This window comes from Acidobacteriota bacterium (genome assembly GCA_030774055.1).
Classification (GTDB): Bacteria; Acidobacteriota; Terriglobia; order Terriglobales; family Acidobacteriaceae; genus JACPNR01.
Window position 1 is genome coordinate 22,450 of sequence record JALYLW010000049.1, and the last position, 14,128, is coordinate 36,577.

Here is a 14,128-nt window from a genome sequence, read left to right on the forward strand (position 1 = left end):
GGTTATGGAACAATTCGCGGCTCTGCTTCGCAGCAAAGACAAGCAGCCGGTACGCTACCTGGTGGTAGACGATTCGGTATTCGCGCGCAAGAACCTCACCAAGATGATCGAGACCTTTGGCGGCCAGGTGGCGGGCGAGGCGGGCGACGGTTGCACCGCCATCACGGAATACGACCGCATCCATCCCGACGTGGTACTCATGGACATCACCATGCCGCAGATGGAAGGCATCGAGGCAGCCGAGCGCATCGTGCGCAATCATCCGGAAGCGCGCGTCATCATGGTCTCGTCGGTCGGCTACCAGGAAAACATCGTCACCGCCCTGCAAAAAGGCGCGCGCCACTTCGTGCAGAAGCCGGTGAAACCCGAGGTGCTGTACGAGGTGATCAAGTACGTGCTCGGTGAAGACGGCATCGCCATGGCCGCAGCGGCGGCGGGAGAGAACTAATGAAGATGGAGTTGATCCAGCCCTTCATCAACGCCGCGGACGCCGTGCTCGCCGAGACGCTGCAGTGTCCCACCAAGATCGGCGACGTCGCCATGGAAGAGGAGGCGTACCGCCGCAAAGGCACCGCCGCCATCATCAACATCCACGGCGACATCGAAGGCCGGGTGATATTCGACCTCGACAGCGCCACCGCGGTGAAGGTGGCCAGTTACCTTGCCGGTGAGGTGGTGAGCGATAACGCCGAGATCGTGCGCGAGACCGTCTTCGAGCTAGCCAACCAGATCATCGGCAATGCCGTGACCACGCTCAACGATCAGGGCTTCCGCTTCAAGATCGCGCCCCCGGAGCTGCACGCCGATGAGCTGGGCGAGAAGAGCAACGAGGAGCAGGAAGCGCTCGTGATGTGCTTTGACACCGCCAATGGCAGCGTCTACATGAACATCGCCATGCGCTACAACCGGCGCCGCCGCCAGGAGAGGGCCGTCGTCGCGGGCTGAGCCGCACAAGCATCAGCCAAGAACCAAGCACAAAAATTAAATCCGAAGAGCCCTACGGCGACATGGTGACGAACACGGGCTGCTGCAGCGGGCAGTACGTCACCGGTGGCAGCAACGTCGGATTGATGGCGCAACTCGGATCTTGCTGCGGCGGCTTCAACGTGACCAGCACCGCATCGGTCTGGGTGCTGATGCTCAAGATCTGCGGCGGATCGCTTGCCGTCGCGCCCGTCCCCGCACCCTGCACTCCCACTATGACGCGCGAGGAATCGGTGGGCGAGGTCAGCCCGATGGGGCAGGTCCCGGTAGTGATGGTCTTCACCACCGCAAGACTCGTGGCATCGATCACCGAGACGGTGTTCGAGCCGCAGCTGGACACGTAGACCTTCGCGCCGTTCCGCAGCGCCGTGGCCGAGCGCGGGTCGGCGCCCACCGGGATGGTCGCGATCACGCTCAGGAAGGTGCTCGAGGTCGCGACCGCGTCGATCACGCTGATGGTGTTGCCGGCATTATTGACCACGTACAGGCGGCGGCGGTTGGCGTCAAACGTCACGAAGGTAGGGTTGCCGCCCACGGCGATCACGTTCACCGACGCGACCGGAGGCAGCGCGAGCGCATCGGCATTGGTGTCGATCACACTGACGTAGCCCCCCGCGTTGGCAACGAACAACAGCGAGCCATCCTGGTTCATGCTTGACCAGGTGGGTGAACCGCCCACCGTGATCGTCTTCATGACAATATTGTCGACGGTGGCGATCACGCTCACGGTGCCATTGCCGCTATTCAACGAGTACACCTTGCTCCCGTTGAAGGCCTCGTTGAGCGACACCGGATTGCTTCCGGCCGGGAGTTGAACCTCCGCCGTGATCGAATCCAACGGGACGCTCAGCACCACTACGCTGTCGAACGCGGCCGCGCTATCGCGGTCCGGACAAGCGATGTACGCCGTCCCGTCATTGCGGCTCATCACGAACCGCGGCCCGCAGCCTGTCGGCATGGGGATGGTCACCGAGCCGGAGGTGGGAGCCTGCGTAAGGATCCGCGTCACCGTGTTGTTGCCCAGGTTGGCGACGTACGTCCGCGTGACGCTCACGAAACCCGCATGCACCGGGGTCACGCCCGTGACTGCGTTGCCTACGTTGCTGTCACCGCTGGTGTCGATGCTACTGGCGCCGCCCAGGCAGGGCGCCACGGCGGGAGTGCCGCAGCCCGTGGTCGGAAGGGGTGTCCCAGGATTCTGGCTGACCACGATGGCGTGGAGCAGGTTGCTGGGATCGCCGCCCGGCTGCGGGATCGGAGTCGCGATGGGACGAAAGGTCTCCCCACACCCCATGGCAAATACGATAAGAAGAATGATGGCTGCTATCCCGGTGCTGCGTCTGCGCATCCCTACTCCGCCGGCCTTCACCGGACACAGGTCTGACTGCTGAGAAGTACAAGGAATTGATTATTGTAGCCGGGATGCCGCAGCTACGCCACTGGTAGCGCCAGCCTTTCCATGCACGAGAACCAGACCTGAAGGGCGAGGAGAGCCGGCAGCAGGTACTGCCCAGGCACCCCGAAGAAGAAAAATCTGGACTGGACGGCAACGGCCATCACGCTGGCGCGCTATCCCTTGGCCCGTTTCTTCGCTCCGCCACTCTTGAGTTGGACGACCGACGCGGCCTGCGACGCCTCCACCCGCTGCGGTTTCTTCTTTTCCATCTGGTCGAGGCTCTGCTTGAGTGCGGCCATCAGGTCCACCACCTTGCCGGGCTTGGCCGGCCGGTCGATGGGGATCACTTCCTTGCCCTCGATGCGCGCCTTGATGAGTTGCTTCACGTTGGCTTCGAAGGTGTCGTAATACTTCTTCGGATCCCATTCGGCGGCGAGCGCCGCGATGAGCTGGTGCGCCACTTTCACTTCCGCGTCTTTCACCTGCACGTCTTTGGCGATGTCGTTGAAGCCCTCGACCTCGCGCACCTCGTCCTTGTAATACATGGTGTGCAGCATCAGGCCGTGCTTGTAAGGGCGCAGGAAGACGGTGTATTCGCGGTTGTGCATCGCCAGCTTGGCGATGGCGACGTACTCACTCTCCGCCAGCGCTTTCTGCAGCAGCGCGTAAGGGCGCCGTCCCGCCTCTTCCGGCATCAGGTAGTACGACGACTCGAAATAGAGTGGGTCGATCTGGCCGGCAGGGACGAATTCCAGGATCTCCATCGCCTTCGCCGTCTTCGGTTCGATCTTCTTGATATCTTCCGGCTCGATGACCACGTACTCGCCCTTGCGGAACTCGTAGCCCTTCACGATCTCGTCGCGGCTCAGCACCTTGCCGTCTTCCGAGCACACCATCTGCTGCTTCACCCGCGCGTGATCGTCGCGGTGCAGCATGTTGAACGAGACGCGGTTGCCGCGTGCTCCCGAGAACAAGCGCACGGGCATGGAAATAAGACCAAACGTCAAATAGCCGGTCCACACGGACGAAGCCATAATGGGTTCCCACCTTCTAGTTTTCACTCGGCACTAGGGCGATTTTCTCAGGGGTCCTCTGCTAGGATGCGCTCGACTGACGCCAGTGCTGCCACCAAGTGCCGCCTCCGCTGCTTCGCGCAAGCACACTCGGGCCGCTTCCTATCAGGCCTGGGCTGTGATTATAGGGTTCGTTCCCGCCGCGCTCACGCTGATTTTGCGCCACGGTTTACCAGTCGGGAACATCGCACGTTCGGCCGTCATATCAGGCCTTTTTGCGCTCTTTGCGTGGCTTTTAGGGGGTGTAAGCGCCTCTGGCGCCCTGGCCGGCTTCGCCATCGCCTTCACCCTTTATATGTCCGGCGGATGGCCGGTGTTCGCCCTGCTGCTCTTTGTGTTTGTCCTGACCTGGGCGGTGACGCGCTCCGGCTACGCGCGGAAGCTAGCTCGCGGCCTGACCGAACCGGGCACCGGCCGCAGCGCGGCGCAGGTAGTCGCGAACGTGGGCCTGGCCGCCTGGGTGCTCATGCTCGATCCGGCGTGGTGGACCCCTCTCCGCGTGGCGGCCTCCTGTGCCGCTCTCGCGGTGCTGGCCGAGGCCGCGGCCGATACCTGCGCGAGTGAGATCGGGAAAGCTTATGGCCAGCGAACCGTCTTGCTCACCACCGGACGGCCCGTGCCGCCCGGCACCGACGGCGGCGTGAGCTGGGTAGGGATGGCGTGCGCGCTCTCCGCTTCCCTGCTGGTCGCAGCCGCCGCCTTCGCCCTGGGCGTCGTCCGAGCGCATGAAGCGGCGCTGGTCACGCTCGCCGCCGGGTTCGGCGCAGTCCTCGACAGCCTGCTGGGCGCGACACTGGAGCAGCGCGGCTGGATCAACAATGACGCCGTGAACCTGCTCGGCACCCTCACCGCCGCCGGGTTGGCGGCGGGCTTATGTCTCGTCTTACTCCACCAAAGCTAGCGCGCTGAGGAGGCGGCCAGCTTCTTTGCCTGCTCGGTCTCGTGCCACTTCACCGAGCTCCATATGCGGTGCGCCGTCTCGACCGCGCTGTCGATCTCTTTCTGCGCCTTGGCGCCTGTGCCCAGCGGCTTGCCGGAGAGCAGGACTGCCGTCATCATCGCGACCACTTTTTGCCGTTCTTCGCCGATGTCCATGGTTCGACCTCCGAGGTTTGAGACTGCGACGCGCGGATTATACTTCCGCCGCGGTGCGGCAAGCGGATTTGTTATCCGGGACCTTGGCCGGGCCGCGCGTCATGCAGTTCGGGTAGCGTTATACCTTCTGATAAGGTGCCGCCATGAAAAAGCTCGCGCTCTTCGCACTTCTGCTCACTTCCCTCCTCGCTCTCGCGCAGGCGCCGCAGTACGACGTGCTCATCCGCAACGGCAAGGTGGTCGACGGCAGCGGTAATCCGTGGTTCTACGCTGACATCGGCATCGTGGGCGACCGCATCGCGTTCATCGGGCAGGCTGACCCGGGCGTGACCGCCAAGCGCACCATCGACGCCAAGGGACTCGTGGTCGCGCCCGGATTCATCGACATGCTGGGACAATCCGAGACCAGCGTGCTCATCGACAAGACCGTGTTCTCCAAGCTCGCGCAGGGCGTGACCACCGAGGTCACCGGCGAGGGCGAGTCCATCGCGCCGCAGAACGACTTCACCATCAACGAGGGCAAAGATTTCCTCGAGCACTTCAAGCTGACCGTCGACTGGCGCACGCTGGCGGAATATTTCGCTCGGCTGGAGAAGCAGGGCTCGGGCGTGAACATCGCGACTTACGTCGGCGCCACGCAGGTGCGCGAGGTCGTGCTCGGCAAGGAGAACCGTCCGCCGACCGGCGAAGAGTTGAAGCAGATGGTCGAGTACGTGGAAGACGCCATGACCGACGGCGCGCTCGGCCTTTCCACTTCCCTCATCTACGCGCCCGCGAACTATGCTTCCACGGAAGAGCTGATCGTGCTCGCGAAAGCTGCCGCGAAGCACGGCGGCATCTACTCATCCCACATTCGCGACGAAGGCCCGGCCGAGATGCAAGCGCTCGACGAGGCCTTCCGCATCGGACGCGAGGCGAATATCCCGGTGGAGATCTGGCACTTCAAGGTCTCCGGCCGCGAGAACTGGGGCAAGATGCGCGACGTGATCGCCAAGATCGAGTCGGCGCGCGCTGCCGGCCTCGACGTCACTGCCGACCAGTATCCCTATGTCGCTGCGGCTACCTCGCTGGGCGCGACCATCCCACCCAGCTATCACGCCGGCGGGCAGGAACAGTTCGTCAAACGGTTGCAGGACCCCGCGGTGCGCAAGCAGATCCGCGACGATTTGATGAGCAACAGCAACAAGTTCGAGAACATGTGGACCGGTACCGGGGCAGACGGCATCATGGTCGTCTCCGTGCTCGATCCCGCGCTGAAAAAGTATGAAGGCCGCACCGTCGCCGCCATCGCGAAGCAACAGAACAAGGATCCGCTCGACGCGCTCATCGACTTCGTGATCGCCGACCGCGACAACACCGGCGCCGTCTACTTCTCCATGTCGGAAGATGATGTGCGCCTCGCCATGCAGCAGCCCTGGGTCGCGGTGGACACCGATTACAGCGGCATGAACAACACCGGGCCGCTGAGCGAATCGAAGTCGCACCCGCGGGCCTGGGGAACGTTCCCGCGCATCCTCGGAAAGTATGTCCGCGAGGAGCACGTTCTTCGCCTCGAAGAGGCCATAAGAAAGATGACCTCGCTCGCGGCGCAGCGCGTGAAGCTGCGCAACCGCGGCCTGCTGAAGACCGATTACTTTGCCGACGTCACCATCTTCGATCCCGAGAACGTGATCGACGTGGCCACCTTCGAGGATCCGAACCGTCCCGCGAAAGGCATCGAGTATGTGTTCGTCAACGGCGTGCTGTCGCTCGAACACGGAAAACTCACCGGTCAGCTCGGCGGGCGTCCGCTGCGCGGCCCGGGGTATCAGGGTCCGGACGAAGGCCTGGCGCCAAAAGGAAAGATCCAGGGCGTGGTCACGGATGAAGATGGCTGGCCGCTCGGCCGGACGATGGTGTCGGTCGTCGACCCCAGCGGAAAGGTCGTAGCGCAGATGCAGACGCGCTACCTCGGACGTTACGAGATCGTGCTCGAGCAGCCGTGCGCGAACTGCAAAGTCCGCGCCGAGCGTGACGGTTTTCACGGGCAGGAGCGCGCCGCCAGCTACAACGGAGCGAACTCGCTGTGGTTCGGCTTCGCGCTCAAACGCAGGCCGGTCAGCGATCCTGAGCTGAGCAAGCCATGAAGGCGCGCGTCCTATTGCTGCTCGCGTTCTCACTCGCGGCCTTCGCGCAGCACACGCCCACGGTCGTCGACCTCACGCACACGCTCGGCCCGAAGTCGCCCGACTGGGAAGGAACGGAGAAGCGTCCCTTCGAAGCGCGCGACCTCGCCACCTTCGAGAAGGACGGATACTTCACCCGCTACCTCTCGATGCAGGAGCACTTCTCCACCCACATCGACGCGCCCGCGCATTTTTCGAAGGACGGTTGGACGGTGGACCAGATCCCCGCCTCGCATCTGGTCGCGCCCCTCATCGTGATCGATGTCGCGAAGCAGTGCGCCGCCAACGCCGACTACGCGCTTACCGTCGCCGACGTCGCGGCGTGGGAGAAGGCGCATGGCAAGATCCCCGCCGGCGCGGTGGTCGAAGTGCGCACCGGCTGGACGTCGAAGTGGGATTCGATGCAGGACTACCGCAACGCCGACGCCAAGGGCACCATGCACTTCCCCGGCTACTCGCTCGCGGCCGCCCAGTTCCTGGTGGAAAAGCGCGGCGTCTATGGCTTAGGCATCGATACCCTGTCGGTCGATGTCGGGTTGTCCGCGGATTATCCTGTACACAGCTACACGGCGAAGCACAACGTCTATCACCTGGAGAACTCGACCAACCTCGAGCGTGTTCCACCAAAGGGCGCGACCGTCGTGGTGGGCGCGGCAAAGCTTGATGGCGGTTCGGGCGGCCCGGTACGGATACTCGCGCTGGTGCCTCGGTAGAGACGGCCAGATGGCCGTCTCTACACTGCACCCAGCCGTCTCGGGTGAGCGCGTAACGAGCGCCGCACCGCGCGAGCGCAGCGCGAGGGCGAAGCGGCTTCGCCGCGGAGTCCTGGAGATCATGTCAGGTGGCCGCGCCACGCGATGTAGCTCACCACTTCGCGCAGCACCGCCAGGTTGCGCGACCACCATCCGTGTGGCTTCCCTTGCGGACGCGGTGAGGTGTACACCGTCACGCCTTCGCGTTCCAGCATCCGGCGGATGCGATACAGGTGATACGGGTCGCTCACCGCGACGCACGTCCGCATCCCATTACGCTGCATGATGGCGGCCACGCGCTCCACCGATTCGCTGGTGTCGTCACTCTGCGTCTCGGCGATGAGCGCGTGGTCGGGGACGCCGCGGGCGAGCAAGTAATCGTGTCCCACACCACCCTCGCTGAATTTGGGATCGCCACCCTGTCCGCCGGTGGTGATGAGGACGGGCGCAAGTTTGCGCTGGAAGAGGTCGTAACCGTGATCGAGTCGCGCCTTGAACACCGGCGAGGGATGTCCGGAATACTGCGCCGCGCCAAACACGATCACGGCGTCGGCCGGCCGCGCTTCGTCCACCCGCGACTGCCGCACGATGCGCGCGTAGGTGACGCCGGCGTATGCGAAGAAGGCAGCCAGCGCGAGCCACAACAGCCAGCGCGCGAGGTTTGATTTTTTAGGTTGAGTCGTTTTTGGAAAACCAGCCGGATCCAAACTGCTCACCCTTTACGCGTCACCGTTCATGCGTCACCAAGGATATCGAGGAGTTCCTGGCGGGTGATGGCGCCTTCGCGCTGCACGCTCCAGCGGCCGTCGGGGTCGGTGAGGTCCACGATGGTCGAGGCCACCGAGCGCGGCGAGACGCCGCCATCCACGATGATGGGGATGCGGTCGCCCAGCTGCTCCTGCACGCCCTTGGCGGTGGTGCACTCCTTCGCGCCCGAGACGTTTGCCGAGGTCGCGGTGATGGGCACGCGCGCCGCGCGGATCACCGCCAGTGGGATCTCCGCCGCGGGAACGCGCAACGCCACGTTGCCGGTGTTGGCCGTGACTTTGAGTGGCAGCCCCGAAGCCGCCTTCACGATCATGGTGAGTGGACCAGGCCAGAACTTTCGTGCCAGCAGGTAGAAGATCTCGCTCTGCGGATGTGCCAGCTCCTCCGCCTGGTCCACGCTCTCGATGAGCAGCGACAGCGGCTTGTGCCGCGAGCGCGACTTCACTTCGTAGATCTTATCCACGGCGCGCAGGTTCAGCGGATCGGCGGCGAGGCCGTAAAAAGTGTCGGTGGGCATGCCGGTCACCTGGCCGGCGCGGATGCGCTCGGCCACGTAGGCCACCAGCTTCGTCTCCGGCTGGTTTGGATTGATCTTGATGATCTCGGCTTGCAATCGGCGTCCTTTGAAGAAGCCCGCGTTCGGCATCGCTCCCACGACAAGGCCTCCCGAATCGCGAAACGTACCATACCACTTTCCCTCGTCACAAGGGGGAGCTGCAACCCCATCCGCCCATGGCGATCAGGAAAAGTTCAGCAGCGTAGAATTGGACTCGTTATTCGAGGAGGGACTTTTGCCGGCCACCGACCGCAGCCGCTTGCGCAAGATCGCGAGCAGCTCCAATTCCACTATCCAGGGGCTGCGCAAAGCGTTCTCGCGCGGCGAGCCCACGCCAGACGGCTTCATCGCCATTGAGAGCGTGCGCGTGATCGAAGAGGCCATCCGCAGTGGCCTGCGCTTCAAGGCGGTGTTCTTTGCGGAGTCCGCTGAGGCGCGCAACATTATTGAAAAGCTGCTGCCGCAGATATCCAGCCACGCGGAGACCTTTCTGCTGCCCGACGCCGTTTTCCAAAGCGCCGTTGCCACCGAGACGCCGCAGGGCGTGGCCGCGCTGGTGAAGCTGAAAGATTTTACGTTCGAAGACGCCACCACCGGCGCCGCCCCACTCGTGATCGTCGCTGCAGGATTGCAGGATCCCGGCAACCTGGGGACCATCCTGCGCTCCGCCGAAGCCTTCGGCGCGAGCGGCGTGCTCACCGCGCAGAAAACCGTCAGCCATCTGAACGCAAAGGTCATCCGCGCCGCCGCGGGCTCGTTGTTCCGCTTGCCGGTGCTGCGCGTGGAGTCGGGCGATGCGGTGAAGAAGCTGCGCGAGCGCGGCCTGCGCATCGTGGGAACGTCGTCGCACAAAGGCACACCCGCCGCCGAGACTGATCTCACCAGGCCGCTGGCGCTCTTCATCGGTGGCGAAGGCGCGGGGCTGCCGCGCGAGGTCGTCCGCGAACTCGATGAGACGCTGATGGTGCCGCACTCGCCCAAGGTGGAGTCGCTGAACGCGGGCGTGGCGACGTCGATCCTGTTGTACGAGATCTCACGGCAGAGAAACTCCGTTTGATCCTCCGTGGTGAAAAGTGAACCTGTTCTCCCCCATCCCGGACTCCGACGCCATCGACAAGAGCCGTCCGCTGGCCGACCGGATGCGTCCGCGCACGCTCGACGAGTTTGTTGGACAGGAGCAGATCCTCGGCCCGGGCAAGCCGCTGCGCGCTGCCATCGAGCGTGACGACACGGGGTCGATCCTCTTCTGGGGGCCGCCCGGCACCGGCAAGACCACGCTCGCGCACATCATCGCGCGCGAGAGCAAGGCCGACTTCCTCGAGTTCTCCGCGGTGCTGAGCGGCATCAAGGAGATCAAGGAAGTGATGGCGCAGGCGGAGAAGGCTCGCGCTTACGGCACGCGGACCATCGTGTTCGTCGACGAGATACACCGCTTCAACAAGGCGCAGCAGGATGCGTTCCTTCCCCACGTCGAGAAGGGCAACATCCGGCTGATCGGCGCGACGACGGAGAATCCGTCCTTCGAGATCATCTCCGCGCTGCTCTCGCGCATGCGCGTCTATATCCTCAGCGCGCTCTCCGAAGACCAGATCGTCGCGCTGCTCCAGCGCGCGCTCGTGGATAAAGACCGCGGACTCGGCGAACTTAACGTCACCGCCACCGACGACGTGCTCCGCACCATCGCCAGCTACAGCTCCGGCGACGCGCGCAGCGCCTACAACGTGCTCGAAGTCGCCGCGAACACCGCTGCGCAAATGGCCGGCAAGGGGCCTTCTTCTAGCAAGTCAGCACCCGCCATCACCCACGAACTGGTGCAGGACGCGGTGCAGAAACGCATCCTGGTCTACGACAAAAGCGGCGAAGAGCATTACAACCTCATCTCCGCGCTGCACAAGTCGGTCCGCAACTCCGACGCCGACGCTTCCCTCTACTGGCTCGGGCGCATGCTCGAGGCCGGCGAAGATCCGTTGTATGTGGCCCGCCGCGTCGTGCGCATGGCGGTCGAGGATATCGGGATGGCCGACCCGCAGGCGCTCGCTATCACGCTCGCCGCGCGCGATGCCATCGACTTCCTCGGCATGCCCGAAGGCGCGCTCGCGCTGGCGCAGGCGGTCGTCTATCTCGCGCTCGCTCCAAAGTCGAACGCGCTCTACGCCGCGTATGGCGCGGTGCTCGAAGATGTGGAGAAGACCGCGCAGCAGCCTGTCCCACTGCACCTGCGCAACGCGCCTACCGGGATGATGAAGTCGTGGGGCTACGGCAAGGGCTACCAGTACGCGCACGCGCTCGAAGAAAAGGTCGCCGACATGGAGTGCCTGCCCGAGACGCTCGCCGATCGCCGCTACTACCAGCCGACGGCCGAGGGCCAGGAGAAACGCTGGCGCGAGATCATGGAAGAGGTAGCCAAGCGACGCGCGCAGGCAGGAGCAAAGAAGCCCCAAGGTTAGAAGTCAGTACCCTCCTCCCCCGCCCCCCCGCTCTTTTTCGAGTCCGAGTCCCCCTATCTAACAGAGGCTCAAAGAGATAGGGCGAGAATAGTCCGCAAGGGAATCTCGGTCGAACCTCGGTTCGATCCCGGTTCGATCTCGGTCGGAGAACCGGGATTTGGCGGGCTTCGCCGCGAATCAGGCGATTTAAAAGTTGTCAAAGAGCTAAACTAAGGACGCTGGATGAGCCTAGGCTAGGCGAATAATAAGCGAAACTCCTGTGCGGGTCAAGGGAAAAGAATGCCTTCGGGATCGGCAATCCGCCGTTTCGGGTTGGAAGAGGGACGGCTGCGGACATTCTGCCTCCCACACAAGCGGACGCTTGTATGGGGCACCCATTGTCTGGGCCACCCGCCCTCAGCATGACTCGGTAATCAGTTCTTGAATGACGCGATGGCGTCGGCTTCGCTTTGGTTGAGGTCGAAGACGCGGTTGAGGTTGGTCATCACCATCAGGTCGCGGACCTTGGGGGTAACGGCGGCGAGGCGGAGTTCCCCGCCGGAGTCGCGCGCGGCACTGAAGGCGCTGACCACCTCGCCGACGCCGCTGCTGTCGACGTAGCTGACGCCGCCGAGGTGGAGCACGATCTTGCGCGCTCCCTGGGCAAGTTGCTCGCGCACGGCCTGGTGCAACTGCTGGCTGGATTCGGCCACCAGGATGCGTCCTTCCAGCTCCAGGACGGTGATGCCCTCGGGCTCCTGCCGGACTCTTAGCTTCAGGACCATACTTGCAGCTTCAGGACCATGCTTGCCTCCGCCGCTGTTTCCGGAGGACGGAAGTCTACCGGAAGGCGCTCCGGAGCGCGACTGTTTCGGCCGGATGAACGTCCGGTGGCGGACGTGACAAAAAAGAAGCCTCGCCGTCCAACCTTCATCTACTCAGGTGAAGGGACGGCTGGGCCCCGCACCGCATATCGCCGTCCTACTGGTCTGATAGATAAGAGATAAGGTGCAGTCATGGCAGCGAGCCCAGAGCCCTCGGCCTTCCCCGTGCGCCGGCCGGACGCGCAGATCGTCCGCGACCTGCTGAAGCTGCAGAAAGCCGCGCAGAAGATCAGCTCCACCCTCGACATCGATGTGCTGATGGACAAGATAGTCCATGAGGTCGCCGCGACCTTCGGGTGTCTGGAAGCTTCCGTGTGGCTCGCCGACCATGGCCGCGGCGAGATGGTGCTGGCCGGGGTGCGCGGCTGCACCACCCATAAGAAAGGACACCGCTTCAAGATCGGCGAGGAGGGCATGGTGGGGTGGGTAGCCGCCCACGGCCGCACGCGCTACGCGCCGGACGTGACGCTGGATGAGTTCTACATCCGCTGCGAGCACGATACGCGCTCCGAGATCGTGATCCCACTGCGCGCGCGCGGAGAGATGATCGGCGCCTTCGTCGCGGGCCACCCCGAGCTCGATGGTTTCAGCGGATGGCATCGCCAGTTGCTTGAGGGCCTGGCCGATCAGATCGCCATCGCGGTGGACAACGCCAGCCGCTTCCGGCATGAGCAGTCGGTGAACGAAGCTATCCTGCGGGAAGCTGCGGAAGCGCGCGTGGTGCAAGAGGCGCTGCTGCCCAAGGCTTCCCCGTTCGCGCCGGGATTTTCCGTGCAAGGCTGCTCGTTGCCGGCGGGCGCCGTGGGCGGCGACTGGTACGACTACATCCCGCTCTCCGAGGGCAAGTGGGGCATCGTGCTGGCAGATGTTTCGGGAAAAGGCATGGCGGCGGCGCTGCTGATGAGTGCCACGCGCGCTGCGCTGCGCTCCATGGCGGACACCTGCTTCGGCCCCGGCGGCGTGTTGCAGAAACTCAATCGCCAGCTGGTGAGCGACATCCCCGCCGGACGCTTCATCACCATGATCTTCGGCATCTTCGATCCGGCGGCGCGCAAACTCACCTTCGCCAACGCCGGGCATCCGTGGCCGGTCTTTGCTTCGGCCAATGGTTCGGGGACGCAAGCACTGCCGACCGAGCGCGGCCTGCCCCTCGGCATCAATGAGAGTTTTTACTCGGAAGTGGACGTGGAGCTCACCCCCGGCTCGCGGCTGCTGTTTTATTCGGATGGCATCAGCGAGGCGGAAAACCCTGCCGGCGATGAGTATGGTCAGGAGCGCATCTTCGCGCAGCTCGACCGCGAAGACGTCTGCGCCGATACGCTGCTCGAGGACATCAAGCGCTTTGCCGGCGGCCGCGCCCAGCATGATGACGCCACCGTCATCCTCATCCGCGCGGAGTAGGACCCCCAGATGCTTCGTCGCTGCTCACGGTCCGGAAAAAGCGACCGTTCGCAACGCTCCTCAGCATGACCCTTCAGTGGTCGGGGTAAGAGATTACAGGAACCGCGCGCGGTGCTCCTTCAGGATGCACTTATCCATCACGACCTTGATGCCGGCTTTGCGCGCTTTCCTGGCCGCCTCTTCGTGGATCACGTCTTCCTGCATCCAGATCGCCGGCACTTTCAGCTTGATGGCTTCGTCCACCAGCTCGGGCACGGCATCCGTGCGGCGGAACACATCGACGATGTCGATCTTCTCCGGTACGTCGCTGAGCGTGGCGTAGGCCTTCTCGCCGAGCGCGCCCTTGATCGTCGGATTCACCGGGATGATGCGATACCCGTGGTGCTGCATGTAGGCCGCCACGCCGTAGCTCGGACGCAGCGGGCTCGACGATAGTCCCACCACGGCGATGACCTTCGCGTCTTTCAGCAGGTCGTGGATCTCGTCGGTCTTTGCTTTGTGGGTCATGGTCTTAAATCTCGGCCTTCCCCATGCACCAGCCGCAGGGCAGCCATTGTATAGAACGCTCGCGGTCATCGCCAGTTGCCCAGTGGGTGAGCGCGAAGCGAGCGCCGGACCGCGCGAGCGC

At 64.0% G+C, this 14,128-nt stretch carries 15 protein-coding genes; 8 read left to right on the forward strand and 7 right to left on the reverse strand.

The genetic code is table 11. From position 1 onward, the window contains the following. The first annotated feature begins 4 nt into the window (after positions 1–4). Both M3P27_04050 and M3P27_04055 read left to right on the forward strand, forming a co-directional pair. Entirely contained in the window at positions 5–448 is a 444-nt protein-coding gene (locus tag M3P27_04050) for a response regulator (GenBank protein ID MDP9267482.1), read from the forward strand. Continuing rightward, complete coding sequence (locus M3P27_04055) at positions 448–945, forward strand: chemotaxis protein CheX (protein ID MDP9267483.1); 498 nt, start codon at positions 448–450, stop codon at positions 943–945. Before M3P27_04050 ends, M3P27_04055 begins: the two co-directional genes overlap by 1 nt. A 52-nt stretch (positions 946–997) precedes the next feature. Here M3P27_04055 and M3P27_04060 read toward each other — a convergent pair whose 3' ends face one another. Together M3P27_04060 and M3P27_04065 are read right to left on the reverse strand one after the other, a co-directional pair. Continuing rightward, complete coding sequence (locus M3P27_04060) at positions 998–2,332, reverse strand: YncE family protein (GenBank protein MDP9267484.1); 1,335 nt, start codon at positions 2,330–2,332, stop codon at positions 998–1,000. Positions 2,333–2,553: 221 nt separating this feature from the next. Then, positions 2,554–3,366, reverse strand: a complete 813-nt coding sequence (locus M3P27_04065; GenBank protein MDP9267485.1) for a Ku protein — start codon at positions 3,364–3,366, stop codon at positions 2,554–2,556. A gap of 205 nt (positions 3,367–3,571) precedes the next feature. Between M3P27_04065 and M3P27_04070 the strand changes: the two genes are divergently transcribed. Continuing rightward, positions 3,572–4,354 carry a DUF92 domain-containing protein gene (locus M3P27_04070; GenBank protein MDP9267486.1) on the forward strand — a complete coding sequence of 261 codons (783 nt, stop codon included), beginning with the start codon at positions 3,572–3,574 and terminating at the stop codon, positions 4,352–4,354. Here the strand turns inward: M3P27_04070 and M3P27_04075 are convergent. Next, positions 4,351–4,548 (reverse strand): hypothetical protein, encoded by a 198-nt coding sequence (locus tag M3P27_04075; GenBank protein ID MDP9267487.1) that lies wholly within the window; start codon positions 4,546–4,548, stop codon positions 4,351–4,353. The genes M3P27_04070 and M3P27_04075 overlap by 4 nt on opposite strands. A gap of 143 nt (positions 4,549–4,691) precedes the next feature. On the opposite strand from M3P27_04075, the gene M3P27_04080 reads away from it, so the two are divergent. Both M3P27_04080 and M3P27_04085 read left to right on the forward strand, forming a co-directional pair. Further along, a complete protein-coding gene (locus tag M3P27_04080; protein ID MDP9267488.1) occupies positions 4,692–6,674 on the forward strand; it encodes an amidohydrolase family protein in 1,983 nt (660 codons plus the stop codon). After that, positions 6,671–7,426, forward strand: a complete 756-nt coding sequence (locus M3P27_04085; GenBank protein MDP9267489.1) for a cyclase family protein — start codon at positions 6,671–6,673, stop codon at positions 7,424–7,426. The genes M3P27_04080 and M3P27_04085 overlap by 4 nt, the downstream gene beginning before the upstream one ends. A gap of 119 nt (positions 7,427–7,545) precedes the next feature. On the opposite strand, the gene M3P27_04090 is transcribed toward M3P27_04085, so the two are convergent. Together M3P27_04090 and M3P27_04095 are read right to left on the reverse strand one after the other, a co-directional pair. After that, positions 7,546–8,109, reverse strand: a complete 564-nt coding sequence (locus M3P27_04090; GenBank protein ID MDP9267490.1) for a YdcF family protein — start codon at positions 8,107–8,109, stop codon at positions 7,546–7,548. 89 nt (positions 8,110–8,198) lie between these two features. Further along, entirely contained in the window at positions 8,199–8,879 is a 681-nt protein-coding gene (locus M3P27_04095) for an L-threonylcarbamoyladenylate synthase (GenBank protein MDP9267491.1), read from the reverse strand. A gap of 145 nt (positions 8,880–9,024) precedes the next feature. On the opposite strand from M3P27_04095, the gene M3P27_04100 reads away from it, so the two are divergent. Continuing rightward, entirely contained in the window at positions 9,025–9,846 is an 822-nt protein-coding gene (locus M3P27_04100; protein MDP9267492.1) for an RNA methyltransferase, read from the forward strand. A gap of 82 nt (positions 9,847–9,928) precedes the next feature. After that, complete coding sequence (locus M3P27_04105) at positions 9,929–11,236, forward strand: replication-associated recombination protein A (protein MDP9267493.1); 1,308 nt, start codon at positions 9,929–9,931, stop codon at positions 11,234–11,236. A gap of 413 nt (positions 11,237–11,649) precedes the next feature. Here M3P27_04105 and M3P27_04110 read toward each other — a convergent pair whose 3' ends face one another. Continuing rightward, positions 11,650–12,000 carry an STAS domain-containing protein gene (locus tag M3P27_04110; GenBank protein ID MDP9267494.1) on the reverse strand — a complete coding sequence of 117 codons (351 nt, stop codon included), beginning with the start codon at positions 11,998–12,000 and terminating at the stop codon, positions 11,650–11,652. Between the two features lie 231 nt (positions 12,001–12,231). On the opposite strand from M3P27_04110, the gene M3P27_04115 reads away from it, so the two are divergent. Then, entirely contained in the window at positions 12,232–13,500 is a 1,269-nt protein-coding gene (locus M3P27_04115; protein ID MDP9267495.1) for a SpoIIE family protein phosphatase, read from the forward strand. A gap of 93 nt (positions 13,501–13,593) precedes the next feature. Here M3P27_04115 and M3P27_04120 read toward each other — a convergent pair whose 3' ends face one another. Beyond that, positions 13,594–14,007, reverse strand: a complete 414-nt coding sequence (locus tag M3P27_04120) for a CoA-binding protein (protein ID MDP9267496.1) — start codon at positions 14,005–14,007, stop codon at positions 13,594–13,596. Positions 14,008–14,128 lie beyond the last annotated feature (121 nt).

Bases quoted from the DNA above. Each gene is read 5' to 3' on its own strand.
- M3P27_04050 (MDP9267482.1), top strand. From the start codon at position 5: ATGGAACAATTCGCGGCTCTGCTTCGCAGCAAAGACAAGCAGCCGGTA.
- M3P27_04055 (MDP9267483.1), top strand. From the start codon at position 448: ATGAAGATGGAGTTGATCCAGCCCTTCATCAACGCCGCGGACGCCGTG.
- M3P27_04060 (MDP9267484.1), bottom strand. From the start codon at position 2,332: ATGCGCAGACGCAGCACCGGGATAGCAGCCATCATTCTTCTTATCGTA.
- M3P27_04065 (MDP9267485.1), bottom strand. From the start codon at position 3,366: ATGCCCGTGCGCTTGTTCTCGGGAGCACGCGGCAACCGCGTCTCGTTC.
- M3P27_04075 (MDP9267487.1), bottom strand. From the start codon at position 4,548: ATGGACATCGGCGAAGAACGGCAAAAAGTGGTCGCGATGATGACGGCA.
- M3P27_04080 (MDP9267488.1), top strand. From the start codon at position 4,692: ATGAAAAAGCTCGCGCTCTTCGCACTTCTGCTCACTTCCCTCCTCGCT.
- M3P27_04085 (MDP9267489.1), top strand. From the start codon at position 6,671: ATGAAGGCGCGCGTCCTATTGCTGCTCGCGTTCTCACTCGCGGCCTTC.
- M3P27_04095 (MDP9267491.1), bottom strand. From the start codon at position 8,879: ATGCCGAACGCGGGCTTCTTCAAAGGACGCCGATTGCAAGCCGAGATC.
- M3P27_04105 (MDP9267493.1), top strand. From the start codon at position 9,929: ATGCGTCCGCGCACGCTCGACGAGTTTGTTGGACAGGAGCAGATCCTC.
- M3P27_04110 (MDP9267494.1), bottom strand. From the start codon at position 12,000: ATGGTCCTGAAGCTAAGAGTCCGGCAGGAGCCCGAGGGCATCACCGTC.
- M3P27_04115 (MDP9267495.1), top strand. From the start codon at position 12,232: ATGGCAGCGAGCCCAGAGCCCTCGGCCTTCCCCGTGCGCCGGCCGGAC.
- M3P27_04120 (MDP9267496.1), bottom strand. From the start codon at position 14,007: ATGACCCACAAAGCAAAGACCGACGAGATCCACGACCTGCTGAAAGAC.